The sequence below is a fragment of the Xylanivirga thermophila genome (assembly GCF_004138105.1).
In the GTDB taxonomy this organism is placed as follows: Bacteria; Bacillota; Clostridia; order Caldicoprobacterales; family Xylanivirgaceae; genus Xylanivirga; species Xylanivirga thermophila.
In genome coordinates this window covers 64,164-84,939 of the sequence record NZ_RXHQ01000011.1, presented here as the reverse complement: position 1 = coordinate 84,939, position 20,776 = coordinate 64,164, and the positions used below count along the sequence as shown (strand labels likewise).

The window sequence follows — 20,776 nt, the reverse complement described above, 5'->3', positions numbered from 1 at the left end:
ATCTAATACTTTTCCCCTCATTTAGCAAAGCACATATTATTCCACGTTCATATGAATTTAGATGTTCAAATTTGCGTGTACCTGTGTTACAATTAGAATTAGCCATAGCGAGCACCTCACTGTATTATTTTTTTTTGGTTAAAAATATTATACATGATTTTCTCGCTATGGTTCTATATTTTTTTGGTGTTGCATTTAATTATACAACGAACCCATAATTTTTTGCGGAAACTCAAGATAAATTTTGATTGACAGCGCATAGTAGATGTGCTACAATATAAAATTTATTGACAAAAAACAGGGGAAATGTTATAATATTAATGTGAATATTAAAAATATAGTAATAAGGAGTAATCTTACATGTTCTCAATAGGTGACAAGGTTGTATACCCTATGCATGGTGCTTGCATAATAGAGGGTATAGAAGATAAAGAGATATTAGGTGAGATACAAAAATATTATGTGCTTAGATTCCCATTGGGAGGTATGCGAGTACTTATACCTGTTAAAAATGTAGAAGATATAGGCATTCGCGATGTTATAACAGAAGATGAGGTTGATCGTGTTATCCGTGTATTGAAGGGTGATCAAACCAGTATGCCTACTAATTGGAATAGAAGATATAGATATAATATGGAGAAGATAAAAAGCGGAGATATATTTCAAGTAGCTGATGTAGTAAGAAACCTAATGATACGAGATAAAGAACGGGGTCTATCTACAGCAGAACGTAAACTTTTAAACAATGCAAAACATATTTTAATAAGTGAGATAGCTTTATGTAAAGAAATGGATGAAGAAGAAGTATCTGACTTGGTAGAAAAACTCACACTTGCTTAGGCGTCTTTAATAGACGCTAATTTTTTTACTCATATCCTATATATTCCTTATAAAATTCTGGTATAATGTTAATAATATAAAATGTATTTAGATTAATCAAAAATAAAATAATGGGAGGTGAAAAAGTGATACAAAAAATTGCACGCGGCATTCTGACTATACTGGGCGCAGTTTTAGGTATAGGAATAGGTTGGATTATAAATACCGTATTTGGAAAGTTTGGTATTTTGTTTATGCCTGATTATCAGCAAGCTATTGTATATTTCATAACTTCAATTGGTTTTGCAATTATGATATTTGGTATGTCAACCAAAATTATAGATGGAATATTGAAGTTTACTTTATGGATAGAGAGCAGGCTTCAGCCAGTCCCTACTCTTAATATAGTATATGGAGCATTGGGGCTTATAATAGGTTTGGTTATTGCGTTTCTTATAAGTTTTCCTTTGAGTCATATTAAGCCTAACTGGCTTTCAGGTATATTAATAACCATATTTTATTTATTGTTCGGATATTTGGGCATAAGCACATCTGTAAAGCGAGTAGATGATTTGAATAAACTAGGCAGCATAAAACGAGGTCACAGGGATAAAAGCGGTAATACATCGATTAAAGTACGTCCAAAGATTTTAGATACAAGTGTAATAATAGATGGTAGAATTTTTGATATATGCAAAACAGGATTTGTAGAAGGTCCATTGATAGTACCAGCGTTTGTATTAGAAGAACTGCGCCATATAGCAGATGCATCAGACAGTTTAAAAAGGAATCGGGGGAGACGAGGACTGGATATCTTAAACCGTATGCAAAAAGAATTGGATATATCTGTTGAAATATGTGAAAAGGATTTTGATGATATAGTGGAGGTGGATTCAAAACTTCTAAAATTGGCCCAGATAATGGAAGGGGAGGTACTAACCAACGATTACAATTTAAATAAGGTGGCAGAGTTTCAAGGTGTCCCAGTGTTAAATATAAATGAATTGGCCAATGCAGTGAAGCCGGTAGTATTGCCAGGGGAGGAGATGTATGTCCAGGTTATAAAGGACGGAAAGGAAATGGGGCAGGGAGTGGCGTACTTAGATGACGGTACCATGATAGTAGTAGATGGTGGGAAAAAGCATGTAGGACAGACTATTGGCGTAATGGTGACCAGTGTATTGCAGACGGCAGCTGGGCGTATGATATTTGCAAAGCCTAAGGCAATGGATAAGGTTGTATAAAATAAAAAACAAGTATTTTTTAAATATGGGGTAATAGTGCATTTTGTCTATATACTTATATATCGCCCTATTATATACTTATATTAGATATATAGTATATAATGGAGGGGGCAAATTTCATGACCAGGTTATCGCTAGAACAGGTAATAGACAGAGTGCAAGATGTTCCTGCTCTTCCTCAGATAGTAAACAGGGTAATTGAACTGACTGAAGATCCAAATTCTACAGCAAGGGATATTGAGTCGGTAATAATTAAGGATCAAAGTTTGACAGCCCGGGTGCTTAGATTAGCTAATTCAGCGTATTATGGATATCCAAGGCGTATTAGTACGATTACTGAAGCCACCATATTGCTGGGATTTCAGACGGTTAAGAGCATTACCATATCGGCTGCTGTCAAGAAAGTACTATTCAAAAAATTGCCAGGTTATGGTATGCCTGAGGGAGCTCTATGGAAACATTCTCAGACCTGCGCTATAATAGCACGATATCTCGGGAAAAAATTTAGTGTTAAGAATATTGATGAAATCTATACAGCTGCCCTTTTACATGATATAGGTAAAGTCATAATGAGTTATTACATGGAGGAGAATTATGATCAGGTAATTAAAATGGTACAGCAAAATAATATGCCTTTTATAGAAGCTGAGCAGCAGATATTGGGTTTTGACCATTGTCAGCTGGGAGCAAAGATGTGCGAAAAGTGGAATTTACCATATGCACTTATGGAGCCAATTGCATATCATCACGATCCACAAAGGGGTGTGGAAAATATAGATAGCCTATATATTACCCATATATCAGATGCTATTACTATGACATTGGGCATTGGCTTAGGTGTAGATGGGATGGCATATGAATTATATACTCCCGCCTTAGAAAGATTTGGCATAAGCGAAGAGGAAGGCATAGAGAAAATTATACTAGAGATTTCTGATATGATAAGCGATGAACAAAGCTATGATGGATACCATTTATAATGGTATCCATCAGTTTTTTTCATCCTGCAATGGATCGTGTACCACTTCTTTAATCAGTATTCTAGCTGCTGCCTTGCGATCATATACATTTACCTTATGTAGTATATACTTGGCTAGTAGAAATTCAAAGGGCAGCCAACTTACATGTGATATGGGGAGTACATATCGTTTTGCACCCTCCATTTCTTTGTATAGAGTTTTGCGGCTAGTAATGGATAATGTTCTATCAAACAGTGCATCTATAAAAGAAAATTTTGATTTATCCACCAAATGGACATAGGATAGGGGATCTACTCTGAAAAATGGATGTATCTCTTTAGATGTTAAAAGCTGTTCAAGGGACATGCTCTTAACTGTTTCCATCTGTGAATTATATAGGTCATAGAGCATTTTTTTATCGCTTAAAGTTTTATCTTCTACATCTCCTTGAGCAATCATTCGCCTAACAAATCGGGCGGCGCTAGATTCAAATAATATTTGAGGGATATGCCCTCCTGTTGTCATCAATATCTTTTGATTGATCCTTTTATCCATTGAGGATACTATTGTAGTTAGCATACCGCCAAGGCAATACCCCATCATACAGTTATTGTCCATCCAGCGTTCTTCCTGCTGCATATAGTCTATTGTAGAACGTATATCTACTATGGCATGTTGATATATATCGTACATAATACTATAATCAGGCCATAGATATCGACTGCCGAAGGTTCGTCCATCTTCTACACGTGTAAAATTACCGGGGAGTACTGGCATTATTGCATTTACACCTGCAGATGCTAAATGAGTACCCATCCATAGCAAAAACTCAATGTTTTTAGTACCCAATCCATGGAGAATTATGACAGATGCACGGATTTTCTCCTTAGGCCTAAAATCATAGAGTTGTACTGTTTCAGTTCCAAGTGCTGGGTTTTTGTATAGGGTAGGGAATGTGACATAAAAGCATCTATAATGCCTCCCTTTAAACATACATGCTGATCTGGCCTCTATATTTTGTTTTTCATAAGAAAAATCTATCATTATCGATTAAATCCTTTCTTTCATCCATTTTATAGTTGAATTTAATATACGTACAGTTTGAAAATCTTTAGAACTCATTTCAAAACAATGCTCACCGCTAGGATGCACTAAAAGTCTATAAGATACAGCATATTCTTTTAATTTTTTAGCGAGGTTTGTAGCAGATGAAAAAGGGACGGTAGTATCTTCCTTGCCATGTACTAGCAGTGTTGGAGGCATATATTTGGATATCCACTCAATAGGTGAATAATATCTATAATCAGCACCTTGTTTTTTAGGATGTCCTTTCATAGTTTTAACTGTGGCAAACCGAGTAAACAAGGATCTGGATTCGGTAGATAGCAGGTCTTCTAGATGGGAAGGGGCATAGTATGCGACTACTCCTTGTATGCCTTCCATATGTTCCCTATCCTGCCTATATGAGTAGTATGCTGCATATAGTAGGGATAAATGTCCTCCTGCTGATAATCCCATAAGGATGATATTTTGGGGACAAATCCTTAGTTCTTTTGCATGATTTTTTAAAAAAATTAATGCATCACTATAATCCGAAAGGATATCCTGCATGTTATTTTTTATACCAAATCTATAATCTATCGATGCAGTGGCGAAACCCTTTGAAGCTAAATATTTACACCATGAGATGTTATTAGGCTGATTGCGAAATCCAGAGATCCAACCACCGCCGTGAGCAAATACAACTAGAGGGTATTCATCTTTAATATTATTGGGATACCATATATCCAGTTTTAACTCATCATCTTCTATCCTTTTATATACTTTGGTTATATATCTAAATTCATCAGACGTTTCTATGGGAAGCTTTTTTGTAAATATATGCAATAGATAGATAAAAAAATAAACCAATAGGGAAAACATCCCCAAAGTTAGATCTGCTATACTAAGGGATAGAAATATTACCCAAAGATATAGCCTATTTACAATGAAGACCGACTTTTTAAGTTCTTTCCGCTTTTCTCCTATTTTCTCCCGCTTCATTATTTCCTCCTTAATTATGGGCTGTGAATCTAATTATGCTATTATTATCTCACATATTCAATGTATAATCTATAAATATGTAGTCCATTATTTACAAGTGTAATGTGCTTTTTTGTCAATTATATGATGTCATTAATCTGTAATGGATAAAAACATTTAAATAGGCATAAATAATTTTTATAAAAAGGAATTTGGGCTTTATTTTCAGAAGAAATGATCGTTTTTATTGTATTTACGGGTTATTCAAATTTGGATCAAATAAAAAGGCACCCATATGGTTGGTAAAGATATTTTACCAACTAATAAGAGGGTGTACATAAATAGCTAGACTATACCACCGGTATAAAGAGAATGGATATTTATATGATCAGTCTATCTATAAGTAATTACTTCTTACGCAGTTTTTGGCGTGTTTGTTTTTATTTTGTTATCAATAATTTTTCCATTTTCTATAATGATTGCATCATTTAAGGTTTTAATCCCTTTAGATTTTCCTTCTATGAGATAATCTAGATACTTACAAACTTCACTGCTTATGACTTTTGATGCAGATTTATAAAATAGTGACGGAGTATGATCAACAACATAATGTAAAACACCATCCACTGAATATACGGGATTTTCTATAGAAGTTGCCTTGCTTGTTTCTATGCCTCTATTCTCATCACAACTGACATCTATTATCATAGAACCTTCTTTCATTCTTTTTAGATCTTCTCGATAAATAATATGGTCTTTTCGATTTGGATCCCATAAGATTCCATTAACTAAAACATCGTATTTGCCTATTTCTTTTCTAAAAAGTTTTTCCGTACTTTTGTTATATATCGTTATATCTGCACCTAATGTTGTAAGTATTCTGTAAGCCCCCATTGCAACATTTCCCCTTCCCAATATGGCAACCTTTGTTTCACATGGTAATTTTCCATATAAAAGAAATGCATGGTATACAGAAGCCATTCCTGCCAATTCGTTATTCTTCCAAAAAACATGTCTGCCTTGCGTAAACATTTCCTCCCATGCTATGCCGGTAAGCTTATTTTTAATAAATTTCTTTGTTATATCACTATTTTCTAATGCATGTATCCATCCAAATACGATTTGACCATTTGATAATTTATCAAGATAGCTAGCATCTCCCGCCTTTGCATCACATATAATATCTTTATTTAATACATCTTTCTTTTCTACGATATTAGCTCCCGCCTTTATAAATTCCTCATCCTTAATTCCCAACACTTTTCCATAACCTTTTTCAAAATATAAATATTTTCTATTTTTGACATGCTTAAGGTGATTTGGTAGTAGTGCCCGTCTCTTTTCATTTTCTTTATCATTTATTGGAAATCCTACACTCTTCATTATAAAAAACCTCCTATTAAGATTAAATGGATCCTAGTTATTTTGTTTGAAAATTCTGAATTTTATATAAAGTATATCATATTTCCACATAAAATGCAAAAAAAGGTAACAATGATTATGATTTTCCTTTAATATGGTATATATTTCATTGCACTAGTAATAGAAAATGGTAATTTGGCGTGTAATCAATAAAATTATAGATATTGGCATGTCAATATATTTTTACGGAAACTCAAGTTTTTGTACTTGTGGAATAGCAAAATATTGGTTATACTTATGGGAGAAAGGTGGGGATATGATGGGATATAAGGTCCGGGCTATAATAGTAGCTGCTGGACAGGGACAGCGTATGGATGCTGATATGCCTAAGCAGTTTTTAAATCTAAAGGATAAGCCAATACTTGTTCATACTTTGGAGAAGTTCGACGAGGTTGAAGATATAGACAAGATTGTGGTAGTTACTATGGGAGAGTATATGGATCATGTAAAGAACGATATACTTTCTATGTATCATTTTAAAAAGCCTATTATGGTAATACGGGGTGGTAGTGAAAGGCAGGAGTCTGTATATAGGGGGATAATGTCTTTAGGTCTGGATACGGATATAGTGGTTATACATGATGGTGTAAGGCCATTTGTAACAGGGGATATGATACAGCGTACAATAGATACGGCTATAGAAGATGAAGCAGCCGTTGTGGGAGTTCCTGTAAAGGATACCATAAAAGAAGTTGACGATGATGGATATGTAATAGACACCCTGTATAGGGATATAATGTGGAATGTGCAAACTCCTCAGACGTTTAAATATGATGTTATAAGGGGAGCACATGAGTTTGCAGAAAAGCATGGCATATATGGGACCGATGATGCTATGTTAGTTGAGAGATTGGATATACCAGTTAAAATGGTTATGGGCAGCTATAAAAACATAAAAATAACTACAAAAGAAGATATGGTTGTAGCTGAAGCCTTTTTGAAAGGTGATATGCTATGAGGGCAGGGCTAGGATATGATGTGCATAAGCTGGTACTTGGCAGACCTCTTATACTAGGGGGTGTAGAGATACCCTATAAATATGGTCTTTTAGGCCACTCAGATGCCGATGTACTAGTGCATGCCATAATAGATGCGATATTGGGAGCAGCTACCCTTGGAGATATAGGCCATCATTTTCCTGACACAGATGAAAGGTACAAAGATATTAGCAGTCTATTGCTTTTGAAAAAGACAGGAGATATATTGCGTAGCAAGGGTTATGTAGTGGGTAATATAGATGCTGTAATTATAGCTCAGCAGCCTAAGCTTTCACCGTATATAGATGAGATGCGAACTAATATAGCAAAATCATTGATGGCGAATAAAGATGATATAAACATAAAGGCTACTACTACTGAAAGGCTTGGGTTTGAGGGGCAAGGGCAAGGTATGGCAGCCCAGGCCATAGCAATTATTTTTTGATTTTTAACAATAAAAAGTATGGTATTATGATTCCCTATGTAATTTAAGAAGAGGAGGGTTTCCACGATGAAAAAGAAGATTGTTGTATTTATATTGACGTTTTGCATGATGATGTTTGGCAGCGTAGCATTGGCTGACCAGGAAAAGGTTGTAGGTTTAGGCGCAAATTTGAACGATTCACAAATGACCGAAATGCTCGAAAAATTTGGAGTATCGAAAGATGAAGCAAGGATAATAGAAGTTAGTAATGATGAAGAGAGGGAGTATTTAAAGGGTTTAATATCGGAGGATAAGATAGGTACTAGAGCCATATCATCAGTGTACATAGAGACTTTGGGAAAAGGAGCAGGTATATCGGTTGAAACATATAACATAAATTGGGTTACCAAGGAGATGTACGCCAATGCCATGGCTACTGCTGGCATAGAGGATGCAAAGGTAATGGCAGCTGCTCCATTTAAGGTATCAGGGACAGCAGCTTTGACTGGAATAATGAAGGCTTTTGAAACAGCTACAGGCAAAAAACTAAGTGATGAAGCTAAAAAAGCCGCCAGTGAGGAGTTGGTGTTAACAGGTGAGCTGGGGGAAGAGGTAGGAAAAGATGAGGCGGCTGCTTTAATAAAAGACGTAAAGGAAAAGGTGGTAAAGGATAAGGTAACCGATCCAGGTGAAATCACTATTATAATAAAAAATGCAGCCAAAGAACTCAATATAAAGCTTGATAAGGATCAGATAAATCAAATAATGGAAGTAATGAAGAAGATAAGCCAGCTGGACTTAAATATAGACAAGATAAGTAGTCAGCTTGATAAGATCTCATCCAGCTTAGATGATGTAAGGCGTACAGTAGAAGAAAACAAGGGTCTGATTCAAAAGATTCTAGATGCCATAGTAAGTTTTTTCAAGAAAATAGGCGACTTATTTAGTTAAAAGGTGATATATAAAAATCAATTTATGTAATAAACCAAAAATGAACAATAAACGCCAAAACGACCATGTTTAAAAACAAACCTTCCACTGTTATGATGGTATTGAGCAATAGATCAATATTAAATCTAACAGGGGAGGTTTATTTTTATGCAAAAAACCAAAAAATGGCTGTGCATTATGTTGTCATTGACACTCGTAATGGTATTGATTGTGGGATGCGGTGACAAGGATGAAAATGCAGATGCAAACAAAAAAGACGATGAAATTGTGGACCAGGATAATAATGACAAACAAGATGATGACAAACAAGATGATGACAAAAAAGATGATGACAATGAGAAGGATGTAACCCTAAAGACTTCTACTATGTTTGGCGGGACGGATCCTGCGACGGAGGTTTATAAAAAAGCTATAGAAGATTTTATGTCTGAGAATCCCCATATTAAAATCGAGGATGAATCGATGACTTCTGAAGGTGATGGATATAGAACGAAGGTAAAGACCGATTTTTCTTCTGGTAATGATCCTGATGTGGTATTTTTCTATACGGCGGCTGACGCTAAGGGGCTCATTGAGAGCGGCAAGGTTATGGACTATGAAACTATGTGGTCCAAACATCCTGATCTTGGCAGTGCTGTGACAGAAGCCTCTAAAGAGGCCATGAGGGAGTTTGATGGTAAGATCTATGCTTTACCTGTTACAGGTTTTTATGAAGGATTATTTGTAAATAAAAAAATGTTTGAAGAAAATGATCTTGATTTACCTACGGACTGGGATAAGTTAGAAAATGCAGTAAAGAAATTAAAAGAAAAGGGCATAGTTCCCATTGCTGCTCCAGTAGGTCAGTCCCATTACTTAATTGAACATTTTGTATTATCTGCTGCAGGTGCTGAAGGGCATAAAGATGTATTTTCAAACGGTGTAAATCCTGACTGGGTTGAGGGATTTAATAATATGAAGAAATTATATGATATGAATGCCTTTTCTGCCGATGCTACTGGTTTAGAGATAGAAGGTGCTCAAAATCTATTTCGTGAAAAGAAAGCTGCTATGATACTTGAAGGTTCATGGTTTATAGGTGGGTGTGATGAGGAGCTTCAAAATGATATGACCGTTATTCCCATGACGCCAGCGCCTAATGGGAAAATGGATCCCAAATCCATAATTGGTGGTTTCTCATCAGGTTATTATATCAGTAAAAAGGGATATGATGATCCAGATAAGCAGGAGGCTATTATAAAATTGGTGGATTATCTTTTGAGTGAAGAGATGATAGAAAAGATGGCTACAGCAAATGGGGGTATTCCTGCTGCAAGGGTATCGGTGCCTGGTCTAAGCCCAGTTGCCCAGGATGGTCACAAGATGTTTGCAGAGGCTAGTACATTGAATATGCCAATTGATTCTAGACTTACTCCAGAAGCTTTTAATGTCATAGTAAAACAAGGAACACCATTTATTGTAACAGGCAAAAAGACTCCTGAGGATGTATTAGAAGAAGTTATGAAAGTTCAAAATCCAGAGCAATAAGGAAATAGTTAAAAAGTTATGATGCAGGCTAGCAGCATAAATTGTTGTTAGCCTATATCTAACTACAAATGATTATGGGAGGGAAGATTCATTGAAACAGTATCAAAGCAAAACATCTCTAGTATTATTTTTATTCCCAGCTTTTTTACTTATGGGCATATTTTTGTACTACCCCTTTTTTATGAATTTTTACAAGAGTTTCTTCGATTGGGATGGATTCTTTTATTCCAAGTTTATAGGATTAGGAAATTATAAAAGATTGATACATGATCCCATTATAAAGACGGCGGCAAAGAACACCTTTATACTGATGTTTTTTGTTTGCATCATACAGGTAGGTTTAGGACTGTTATTTGCCATATTGGTAGATAGTATCAAGGTCGGAAGCAACTTTTTTAAAACAGTATTTTTCTTTCCTGTTGTTATTTCAGCAACGGCTATCGGTCTTTTGTTTAAATTGTTTTATGTATACGAAGGTGGACTATTAAATAGCATAAGGACCATTATGGGCAAGGAACCAGTTATATGGCTTTCTGAAGAAAAGGCTATGGGAATGGTGAGTATCCCTATTATATGGCAGTATATAGGTTTTTATTTTGTTATTCTATTAACTGCTATTAAACGTATACCTAAAGAATTATATGAATGTGCTCAGCTAGATGGTATAAATGGATTTACTAAAACATTTTATATTACCATTCCTTTAATTTGGGATATGATAAAGGTGTGTTTAATATTAGCAATTACTGGTACACTCAAGGTATTTGACATAGTATTTGTCATTACACAGGGAGGCCCTATGGGGACGACAGAGCTGTTTAGTACTTATATGTACCAAAAAACATTTACAGATAATAGATTTGGTTATGGCTCCACTATAGCTGTGCTTATAGTAGTATTAGGCGTTGTAATATCACTTTTACTAGATAAACTGCTAAAGAGAGAGGAAATTACCTATTGAAAACAGATAAGTATTGTATTATGTAGATTTTAAAGAAAGGATGCTTTATATGTCGACAAAAGTGAAGAAAAAGGGCAGCGGAGGAAAGACAATTACATATATAGTATTATGTTTATATGCATTTACTACTATTTATCCCCTTGTCTGGGTGATTAATAACTCATTTAAACCCTCTAAAGATGTGATACAACATTCTTTTGCGCTACCTAATAGTTTTTATTTAGATAACTATGTAAATGCCTTCAAGAGGATGAGTATTGGACGTGGGTACTTAAATAGTTTTATTGTGTCAGGTTCTGTGGTTGTTTTGGTAATACTTTTTGGAGGGATGGCAGCATATGTAATGTCAAGATATAATTTCAAAACAAAAGGCTTTTTTAATATGTTAATAGTAGGAAGTCTGCTTTTTCCTGCCTATGTTACAGCTATCCCTCTATTTGGAATGCTATATAAGATGAAATTGACCAATACCTACCTAGGGCTTATATTACCACAGGTAGCAGGTAATCTATCCTTTGCTATTATTGTTTTAATGGGTTATCTGGTTACTATCCCAATAGAATTGGAAGAGGCAGCTGTAGTTGAGGGGTGTAATGCATGGCAAATATATAGCAAGGTGATATTTCCCATAGCAAAACCGGCATTTGCTACTGTTGGTATATTTTCCTTTCTATGGTCATACAACGATTTGTTTATGTCTATTATTATATTAAGATCTCGCAATATGCAGCCCATAAATGTATTGCTCAATGAAATAAGCAGTCAGTATGGAACAGATTATGGCCTTATGGCGTCTGCAATTACCATAATTGTGCTGCCTATGTTGTGCGTCTATCTAGCATTTCAGCAACAAATTGTAGATGGATTGACAGCAGGTGCAGTGAAAGGTTGAATGAGAAAACCTGATATGCTCCCCTTGTGGTAAGCAGTTAAAATAATAAAAACTGTTTAAGACAAGGAGGAGCATATTATTTTATTATAGGCATATCAGATTTTTATTTGATGATTTATCTATTTAAAGCTTTTGCTTCATCAAGCACTTCTTGTGCAGTTTTCTTATTCTCTACTATATAAGCCATATTAGTTCTTATGTGGGAAAAGGCTGATGGCGATATCTTATTATCTATGGGTTTTGTAATTGTATTTGCCTTTGAAAACATCTCATATCCGCTCTTCTGTAGGGGGGTAGTCATTATGGGGGACATAGATTTCATAGCAGGTACTCCCGCCTTATTGATAAATTTGGCTACTATCTCTGGAGATGTAAAATATTTAACCATCTTAAGCGGTTCATTATTCTTTTCATCATTAAGGGATTTGGTTATATACCAACCTGAGTCAAAACCCCCTATTATATCATTTGGATGGGCTTTGGCATCTGGTACCAGCGGGAGAGGTATTACTACAGTATTTTGCTGATCTCTTATCTGGCCTAGCACCCATGATCCAGCTATCAGCATGGCTGCCTTTTTTTCAACAAATAGTCTGTTAGCTTCAGGTTCCTTTATGGTCAGGGCATCTTTGGGGAATGCATTCATATGATATAATTCTTTTATATAATCAAGCCCTTTAGCCCAAGAGGAATCAAAAAATTCGTTCTGTAATGTTGGACCTGCAGTAGAAAGTATAAAAGTTTCTATAAGATAGTATGAATCTGAGATGGAGTCTGCTATAGGGATAATATCATTATTGCTAAATATTTCTATAGATTTTTTTAGTTGATCATAAGTACGTGGTATATCAATTTCATATCTATCAAATAGATCTTTATTACAAAAGAGTCCTTCATAAAATCCTATTGTGGGAATAGCGTATATTTTTCCATCCTTATATCTTACTGCATCTAAAGCAGCAGGTAAAAAATTATCCCCCCATTCCTTATCTTTTTTTAGTTCCTCATCATATGCAAACAATTTCCCTGATTCTACCAATGGCTTTGCATCGGCAGAGGTAAAAAAGAAACATATATCCGGTTCGTTTCCAGATGCAAAGTCGGTTTTAATCTTTGTCCTTATTATATCTCCAGGAGCTGGCACAGATTCATCGATAATATTCAAGTGGGGGTTTTCTTTTATATAGTCATTTAATACCTCATTATATGTGCCTGCCCATGTGTCTTCACCTACATGATACGTTACTATGCGAATTTGCTGATTTTTATCTATTTCATCAGTGTTGGAAGGATTGTTGCTTGAGTGAATTATTTCGTCTTGGTAGGTATAGGGTCTACTATCCTGAGAACAACTTGCAAAGATAGTGCATATAATGCCTAACGTAAATAGTATGCAGACACATTTTTCCCTTTTATACACAGTGCATCAACACCTTCCTAGAAAAATTGTCTATTTGAAATGCATTGCTATTACAAAATTATAGCATATATTACCTATATATTAAAGCTTAGTATTTCTATTTATATAACAAAACTGTCTATCTTGGCATATCTTGCATTTTATTGGCCTATTGATTTTTTTTTGGCAGGATATATAGATTTTTTATCGAAAATATCATATAAATTGGGGTGATAATGCATGGCTAAAAAATTATCCATAAGACAAAAGCTTATAATTATAACTGTTATATTGATAATATACCCAATGGTGGTAATTGGATACACAGGATATAAAAACTATGCAAAGGCTATAAAGGAGAAGGTTATACAGTATTCTTGGCAAAGCGTAAACGAGTTATCAGATCTATTGATGGAGCGTACTTTAAAGCTCAATACATTTGCCCAGGAAATGCTCTATGACGATAATATATATGTGTTTGATAAACAGTTAAAGCTTCAAGTGTGTAAGGATATATTATCTGAGTATACATTTAAGGAAGATTTCGAGAGATATCTTAAATCAATATTGCATTCAAAATCAGAGCTTAAAGCAGTATTCTTTCATTTTACAGCTAATGGGAAGACCTATGGGGTAAATAAAAATTTTCAAGCCTATAATCCTCCTGATTTACTTATAGAAGATATATATAATAGTGCTAAAGAGCAAAAGGGAAAGCCAATATGGTATTTTCATGAAGAATATAACAATTCTATAGGTATTTACCTTATAAAAATGGTATACGATATAAATTCCCTTGAAGAGATAGGTGTATTGGCATATAAGATAGACGAAGGATATCTGTTTGACTCTTTTAAAGACTTTGCGATTAGCAAAAAACAGAATATATCTATATATAATGATGACTATATAAAGCTTTTTGCATTTGACAGTTTTAGTCTAGCATCTACACCTGTAGATATAAAAAAAATGCTTAATAATAATAAACAGGGTATAGAAGAGGTATTTATAAATCATGATACGCTTTACATAATATATAAAGATGTAACTCCCATCGATTGGAAAATCACTGTCACCATATCCTCAAATATATTTTTGGAAGATGTAAAAAAAACAGCAAAAAAAATAGCCATATTATGCACTTTAACACTACCTTTATGGATGGTTGTCATATATATAATGTATTTTGATATAGTAAAACCAACTAAGATACTTATAAATACCATGAAAAGGGTTGAGGATGGAGAAATTGGGGCTACTGTACAGATTAAAAGGCAGGATGAGCTTGGATATGTATTTGATAGTTTTAACAATATGTCTATAGAGATATCAAATTTAATAAACTCTGTATATAAGAAGCAGATAGCGCTAAAGGACGCCCAGATAAAAGCGCTTCAGGCTCAGATAAATCCCCACTTTTTATATAATACATTAGAGACTATAAGTTGGAAGGCAAAACTTGCTGATTTAGATGAGATCAGCGAGATGATAGAGGCATTTGCCTTTATAATAGATGCTAGCTTAAATAGGGGTAATGAGCGGGAAATACCGCTATTTAAGGAAATAGAATATATCGATAATTATGCATTTCTTATACAAAAAAGATTTGGCGATAGGATAAGTATTATAAAAGAAATAGATTCAGACACCCTTGATTGTATAATACCAATGCTTTCGATACAACCTTTTATAGAAAATGCAGTGTATCACGGATTGGAGAACAAAAAAGGCGGGGGACATATATATCTTAAAAGTGGTATTCAAGGGTACAGATTGCTTATGGAAGTTATGGATGATGGCATAGGCATGTCAGAAGAGAAACTGCAGCTCATAAAAAAATATTTAGATGAGGATGTTGATATAGAAAAAGAGGTACAAAGTAATACACATATAGGTATGATAAATGTTCACAGAAGGATAAGGCTGATGTATGGCAAAGAATATGGGATAGATTTATCTAGTCATAGGGGGAAGGGCACCTGTGTGACCGTTATATTGCCATTTAAAAAGTAGTTTTAAGGGGGCAGAAGTATGTTTGGAGTAGTGATAATAGATGATGAATATGTGATAAGGGAAGGTATAAGAAAGACCATAGACTGGGACACACTGGGTTGTGAAATAGTAGGCGAAGCGGAAGATGGTGAAGAAGGTCTGGAAATTATAAGACATAAGAAACCTGATATCATTATTACTGATATAAGGATGCCTGGCATAGATGGGTTGGATATGATAAAAAAAATAAAAGATTTAAAAGATGATTGCAGAATAATCATCATTACAGGTTTCAGGGATTTTGCCTATGCACAGGAAGCTGTACATTTGGGGGCGTTTAGATTTTTACTTAAGCCTACCAAAAATAGCGAATTAATGGAGGCAGTAAATGAAGCCAAATATGAAATACAAAAGGATAGAGAGGAAAAGGAGTATTATGGGCATCTTGAAAAACAGATAAAACAGTACTATGGTATTTCTGATAATTCTAATTATGAAGGACAGGAAAACGAATACCAAAGCTTATATATATCAAAGGCAATAGAGTATATGCAAGAGAATTATCATAAAAATCTTACCTTACAGGAAGTTGCAGATCATCTATATGTTAGCACATGGCATTTAAGCAAATTGTTTAAAAAATATACAGGCTCTAATTTTGTAGATGTGTTAAATAATATAAGACTGGGGGAAGCAAAAAAGCTGCTTAAGGATCCTAGATATAGGGTATATGAGGTGGCTAATGCAGTAGGTTTTACAGATGTTGCATATTTTTCGCGTCTTTTTAAGAAAAATATTGGACTAACGCCTGGTGAGTACAAAAATAAGTAGATAAAAACCAAGTTTTGCATTTTTATGTTTTAAAGAGGGCAAAACGGGTTATTAATTATTGACTTTTAAATATCTTGCATATAATATATTGATAAAACTAAAAATCTATAATGGCGATGAACGGGGAGAAGTATATATATGCCATCCACAGAGAGGGATGATCATCGGGTGGAAATCATTCTGGAAAGGGTATATATTGAAAGTGCACCTGGGAGCTGCATATTCGAATTTTTAGTAGGGTATGCCGTATATGCTGCGTTAATGCTTCGAGGGGAGTAATTTACTCAAACAGAGTGGAACCGCGTAAGCTAGCCTACGTCTCTGATTTATCAGATGCGTAGGTTTTTTTAGTATAGAAATTTTTAAGGAGTGAAATGTAATGTTTAAGGCCTTGCGTTATGATATAAATGCCGTACTTGAAAGGGATCCTGCCGCTAGAAATGCCTTTGAAGTATTGCTATGCTATCCGGGAATCCATGCCATAATACTTCACAGAATAGCACATTGGTTCTATAATAAGGGATGGAGGCTAATTGCCCGTATAATTTCTCAGATAAATAGATTTATAACTGGGATTGAGATACACCCTGCGGCTAAAATAGGTAAAGGTCTATTTATAGATCATGGAATGGGTGTGGTTATAGGTGAGACTGCTGAAATAGGTGATAACGTTACTATATACCAGGGAGCTACCCTCGGTGGTACTGGCAAGGAGACTGGTAAAAGGCATCCCACTATAGGAAATAATGTTGTTATAAGCACAGGAGCCAAAGTACTAGGACCTTTCAAGGTAGGGGATAATTCAAAGATAGGAGCAAATGCCGTGGTGCTTAAGGAAGTACCGGCAAATTGTACAGCAGTTGGTGTACCAGCGCATATAGTAATAAAGGATAAGAGGAAGATATGCGATGAAGGCATTGACCTAGATCAGATAAGGATGCCGGATCCTGTAGAGGAACAGATTGATATTTTAAAATATAAAATTATATGTTTAGAAAAATCAATAAAAAAATTGGAGGGTAAAGATGAAACTGTATAATACACTTACTAGGGAAAAAGAAAAATTTGTACCTATACATGAAGGAGAGGTGCGTATGTATTCATGCGGACCTACCGTTTATAACTATTTTCATATAGGAAATGCTCGTCCATTTATAGTATTTGACACCTTAAGAAGATATTTTGAGTATAAGGGTTATAATGTCACATTTGTTCAAAATTTTACCGACATAGATGATAAGATGATAAGACGTGCCAATGAGGAAGGTGTATCCATAAAGGAACTTGGGGATAAGTTTATAGACGAATATTTTAAAGATGCAGATGCATTGGATATAAAGAGGGCTGACTATCATCCAAGGGCTACGGAACATATAGATGATATAATAGAATTTGTACAAAGGCTTATAGATAAGGGATTGGCGTATGAATTGGATGGGGATGTATATTTCGATACTAAAAAATTCCCAGACTATGGCAAATTATCGGGGCAGAGTATAGATGATTTAGAGGCGGGAGCACGCATAGATGTAAATACAAATAAGAGAAATCCAATGGATTTTGCCCTATGGAAGGCTCAAAAGGCGGGAGAACCTGCATGGGATAGTCCATGGGGCAAAGGACGGCCTGGATGGCATATAGAGTGCTCTGTTATGTCTATGAAATACTTGGGTGAAACTATGGATATTCATTCAGGGGGTCAGGATCTTATTTTTCCCCATCATGAAAATGAAATTGCCCAAAGTGAAGGTTTGACTGGTAAGCCGTTTGCTAGATATTGGCTCCATAATGGTTATATAAATATAAACAATCAAAAGATGTCAAAATCCCTTGGTAATTTCTTTACAGTAAGGGAGATAGGGGAAGAGTTTGACCTCGAAGTGGTGAGATTTTTCATGTTATCTGCCCATTATAGGAATCCAATAAACTTTAGCAAGGAACTTTTAAAACAGGCTCAAAGTGCCCTAGAGAGGTTGTATAATTCAAAGGAGAATATGGAATATTTGATGGAGAATGCAAAGGAGTGTGGAACAATATCTGAGGTTTATACAGAGTTTTTAGGGCGTTTGGATGGCTATAAGAAAGAATTTGAACAGTCAATGGAGGATGATATAAATACTGCCGATGCCATAGCAGCCATATTTGATATGGTAAGGGATGCAAATTCAACGCTAAATGCAGATACACCTAAGGAGGTAATAAAGGTTGCCTATGATAGGTTGTTAGAGCTTTGCAGGGTAATAGGTATTCTTAAAAAGGATAAAGAGCAGGATATAGATATGGAAGTACAATTACTTATAGAAAAGCGTCAGCAGGCCAGGCGGGAGAAAAATTGGGCACTTGCCGACAAGATAAGGGATGATTTAAAGAGTAGAGGTATAATATTAGAGGATACCCCTCAAGGAGTAAAGTGGCATTACAAGGAATTTATTTAATAAATTATTCACAATTTATTCAAAAACTTTTGCTATAATCATTTGCGTGATGATATAATAGTCGTTACAAATAATACAAAAAAATAGGGGGGAGACCGTTGATAGAAGTTCAAAATGTTACCAAGAGATATGGACAGCATGTTGCTGTAGATCATATCAATTTCACTGTAAACAAAGGTGAAATTCTTGGCTTTTTAGGACCTAATGGTGCCGGGAAGTCTACCACTATGAATATAATTACCGGTTATATATCGGCAACAGAAGGTACAATAAAAGTGGATGGCTATGATATCCTGGAAAATCCTTTAGAAGTAAAGAAACGTATAGGATATTTACCGGAATTTCCACCGCTTTATATGGATATGACGGTAGAAGAATATCTGGAATTTGTGAGCAATATAAAGAAGGTCGATGTAAATAATAAAAAGAAGACCTTAGACAAGGTAACCGAACTTACGGGTATAGGTGATGTAAGGGGAAGACTCATAAAGAACCTATCAAAAGGCTATAAACAAAGGGTTGGAGTAGCTCAGGCTATGATTGGTAATCCTGAGGTACTTATACTGGATGAACCTACTGTAGGCTTGGATCCAAAACAGATTATCGAAATTCGAAATCTTATAAAAGAATTGGGGAAAGAGCATACGATAATATTGAGTTCCCATATATTACCTGAGGTTAGTGCGGTGTGCGAGCGGGTAATCATAATAAATAAAGGTCAGCTGGTAGCAAGCGATACCCCAGAAAATCTATCTAGAAGGATAGGTGATAGCAGTAAACTGATACTCAGGGTATCAGGGCCTGACAAGCAAGTACTAAAAACAATAAGGGAAATACAGGGAGTAAAATACGCTGATATTCAGGGAAATAAAGAGCCTGATACCGTAGATATTTTAGTTGAATCACAAAAGGATATCGACATAAGAAAATCACTATTCTTTGCTATGAGTAGGGCACAGTATCCAATACTAATGATGAAGTCTATGGATATGACTCTTGAAGATATCTTTTTGCATGTTACTACGGAAGAAGAGGGGGTATCATAATTATGCTGTCAGTATTTAAAAGAGAGATGAAGATGTATTTTTCTTCACCTGCCGGCTATATCTTTATGGGATCTTTTTTATTGATATCGGGTATATTTTTTGCATTGTACAACTTGATGTCTGCAAGTCCGAATTATAATAGTGTACTTGCCAGTATAACCTTTGTATTTTTGTTTGCCATACCACTCCTTACTATGAGACTGATGTCTGAAGAAGCTAGACAAAAGACCGATCAACTGCTTCTTACAAGTCCTTTGAAGGTATCGGACATTGTATTTGGCAAATATTTTGCTGCAGTAACAGTTTTTTTGATAACTTTGCTTATAACTTGCTTGTATCCGATAATATTAAGTTTTTTTGGCAAAGTACCTGTTGGGGAGATTATAGGTGGATATGTGGGATTTTTCCTATTAGGTTCTGCTTTTATATCCATAGGTCTTTTTATCTCATCCCTTACGGAGAATCAGGTAACTGCAGGTATAGTCACATTTGGCGTGATGCTTTTTATATGGCTCCTTGAGGGTATACAGCAAGGTTTGCCTACAGGAACTATTCCGGGAGTGGTTTTTGCATCTATACTGGTTGCATTAATTTCATTATTTGTATACTTTAGCATTAGAAATACCTTTGTTACTATTGGCACTGCAGCGGTGGGCGGCATTATAATAGTAATAGTATATATGATTAATAGTACTATTTATGATGCGTTTATTGTAAAATTTTTTGAGTGGTTTTCACTTCTTAAAAGATATCAAGACTTTGCGATGGGAGTCATTAGTTTAAGCCCAATAATATACTATGTAACGTTTTCTTTTGCTTTTGTATTTTTGACTATACGTAGAATAGACAAAAAAAGATGGAGCTAAGGGGGGAGT

19 protein-coding genes and 1 other annotated feature are annotated in these 20,776 nt (G+C 35.1%); of the genes, 15 read left to right on the top strand and 4 right to left on the bottom strand.

Features of this window, described 5'->3' with window-relative positions; genetic code table 11:
- Nucleotides 1-360: 360 nt before the first annotated feature.
- From EJN67_RS07050 to EJN67_RS07040, 3 genes are all read left to right on the top strand, one after another.
- Entirely contained in the window at nucleotides 361-840 is a 480-nt protein-coding gene (locus EJN67_RS07050; protein ID WP_129723642.1) for a CarD family transcriptional regulator, read from the top strand.
- Between the two features lie 125 nt (nucleotides 841-965).
- Nucleotides 966-2,063 carry a PIN/TRAM domain-containing protein gene (locus EJN67_RS07045; RefSeq protein ID WP_129723641.1) on the top strand — a complete coding sequence of 366 codons (1,098 nt, stop codon included), beginning with the start codon at nucleotides 966-968 and terminating at the stop codon, nucleotides 2,061-2,063.
- Between the two features lie 119 nt (nucleotides 2,064-2,182).
- Nucleotides 2,183-3,043 carry an HDOD domain-containing protein gene (locus EJN67_RS07040; protein ID WP_129723640.1) on the top strand — a complete coding sequence of 287 codons (861 nt, stop codon included), beginning with the start codon at nucleotides 2,183-2,185 and terminating at the stop codon, nucleotides 3,041-3,043.
- A 9-nt stretch (nucleotides 3,044-3,052) separates the two neighbouring features.
- Here the strand turns inward: EJN67_RS07040 and EJN67_RS07035 are convergent, their stop codons facing one another.
- The 3 genes from EJN67_RS07035 to EJN67_RS07025 form a co-directional block, all read right to left on the bottom strand.
- On the bottom strand, nucleotides 3,053-4,066 hold the full coding sequence (locus EJN67_RS07035; protein ID WP_243641250.1) for an alpha/beta hydrolase: 1,014 nt from the start codon (nucleotides 4,064-4,066) through the stop codon (nucleotides 3,053-3,055).
- A gap of 6 nt (nucleotides 4,067-4,072) precedes the next feature.
- A complete protein-coding gene (locus tag EJN67_RS07030) occupies nucleotides 4,073-5,065 on the bottom strand; it encodes an alpha/beta hydrolase (RefSeq protein WP_129723638.1) in 993 nt (330 codons plus the stop codon).
- Between the two features lie 393 nt (nucleotides 5,066-5,458).
- On the bottom strand, nucleotides 5,459-6,427 hold the full coding sequence (locus tag EJN67_RS07025; RefSeq protein ID WP_129723637.1) for a N(5)-(carboxyethyl)ornithine synthase: 969 nt from the start codon (nucleotides 6,425-6,427) through the stop codon (nucleotides 5,459-5,461).
- A gap of 298 nt (nucleotides 6,428-6,725) precedes the next feature.
- Here EJN67_RS07025 and ispD point away from each other — a divergent pair, with 298 nt between their 5' ends.
- The 6 genes from ispD to EJN67_RS06995 all read left to right on the top strand — a co-directional run bounded on the left by ispD (nucleotide 6,726) and on the right by EJN67_RS06995 (nucleotide 12,198).
- Entirely contained in the window at nucleotides 6,726-7,424 is a 699-nt protein-coding gene (gene ispD / locus EJN67_RS07020) for a 2-C-methyl-D-erythritol 4-phosphate cytidylyltransferase (RefSeq protein WP_129723636.1), read from the top strand.
- Nucleotides 7,421-7,888: a 2-C-methyl-D-erythritol 2,4-cyclodiphosphate synthase gene (ispF, locus tag EJN67_RS07015; protein WP_129723635.1), complete on the top strand. Its 468-nt coding sequence runs from the start codon at nucleotides 7,421-7,423 to the stop codon at nucleotides 7,886-7,888. Before ispD ends, ispF begins: the two co-directional genes overlap by 4 nt.
- Before the next feature lie 66 nt (nucleotides 7,889-7,954).
- Complete coding sequence (locus tag EJN67_RS07010) at nucleotides 7,955-8,818, top strand: DUF1002 domain-containing protein (protein WP_129723634.1); 864 nt, start codon at nucleotides 7,955-7,957, stop codon at nucleotides 8,816-8,818.
- Nucleotides 8,819-8,965: 147 nt separating this feature from the next.
- Entirely contained in the window at nucleotides 8,966-10,345 is a 1,380-nt protein-coding gene (locus tag EJN67_RS07005) for an ABC transporter substrate-binding protein (RefSeq protein WP_129723633.1), read from the top strand.
- 91 nt (nucleotides 10,346-10,436) lie between these two features.
- Entirely contained in the window at nucleotides 10,437-11,306 is an 870-nt protein-coding gene (locus EJN67_RS07000) for a carbohydrate ABC transporter permease (RefSeq protein WP_243641249.1), read from the top strand.
- Between the two features lie 49 nt (nucleotides 11,307-11,355).
- Nucleotides 11,356-12,198 (top strand): carbohydrate ABC transporter permease, encoded by an 843-nt coding sequence (locus EJN67_RS06995; RefSeq protein ID WP_243641248.1) that lies wholly within the window; start codon nucleotides 11,356-11,358, stop codon nucleotides 12,196-12,198.
- Nucleotides 12,199-12,313: 115 nt separating this feature from the next.
- Here EJN67_RS06995 and EJN67_RS06990 read toward each other — a convergent pair whose 3' ends face one another.
- Nucleotides 12,314-13,618, bottom strand: coding sequence for an ABC transporter substrate-binding protein (locus EJN67_RS06990; RefSeq protein ID WP_129723631.1), 1,305 nt, complete (start codon nucleotides 13,616-13,618; stop codon nucleotides 12,314-12,316).
- A gap of 219 nt (nucleotides 13,619-13,837) precedes the next feature.
- Here EJN67_RS06990 and EJN67_RS06985 point away from each other — a divergent pair, with 219 nt between their 5' ends.
- The 6 genes from EJN67_RS06985 (at nucleotide 13,838) to EJN67_RS06960 (ending at nucleotide 20,767) form a co-directional block, all read left to right on the top strand.
- On the top strand, nucleotides 13,838-15,610 hold the full coding sequence (locus EJN67_RS06985; protein ID WP_129723630.1) for a sensor histidine kinase: 1,773 nt from the start codon (nucleotides 13,838-13,840) through the stop codon (nucleotides 15,608-15,610).
- A gap of 18 nt (nucleotides 15,611-15,628) precedes the next feature.
- Entirely contained in the window at nucleotides 15,629-16,420 is a 792-nt protein-coding gene (locus EJN67_RS06980; protein ID WP_129723629.1) for a response regulator transcription factor, read from the top strand.
- A 107-nt stretch (nucleotides 16,421-16,527) separates the two neighbouring features.
- Nucleotides 16,528-16,746 (top strand) — a binding site (T-box leader).
- 53 nt (nucleotides 16,747-16,799) lie between these two features.
- Nucleotides 16,800-17,459, top strand: coding sequence for a serine O-acetyltransferase (gene cysE / locus EJN67_RS06975; protein ID WP_129723628.1), 660 nt, complete (start codon nucleotides 16,800-16,802; stop codon nucleotides 17,457-17,459).
- A complete protein-coding gene (gene cysS / locus EJN67_RS06970) occupies nucleotides 17,446-18,855 on the top strand; it encodes a cysteine--tRNA ligase (protein WP_129723627.1) in 1,410 nt (469 codons plus the stop codon). The genes cysE and cysS overlap by 14 nt, the downstream gene beginning before the upstream one ends.
- Nucleotides 18,856-18,953: 98 nt before the next feature.
- Nucleotides 18,954-19,901, top strand: coding sequence for an ABC transporter ATP-binding protein (locus EJN67_RS06965; protein ID WP_129723626.1), 948 nt, complete (start codon nucleotides 18,954-18,956; stop codon nucleotides 19,899-19,901).
- A 2-nt stretch (nucleotides 19,902-19,903) separates the two neighbouring features.
- Nucleotides 19,904-20,767, top strand: coding sequence for an ABC transporter permease subunit (locus tag EJN67_RS06960; RefSeq protein WP_129723625.1), 864 nt, complete (start codon nucleotides 19,904-19,906; stop codon nucleotides 20,765-20,767).
- Nucleotides 20,768-20,776: the final 9 nt, after the last annotated feature.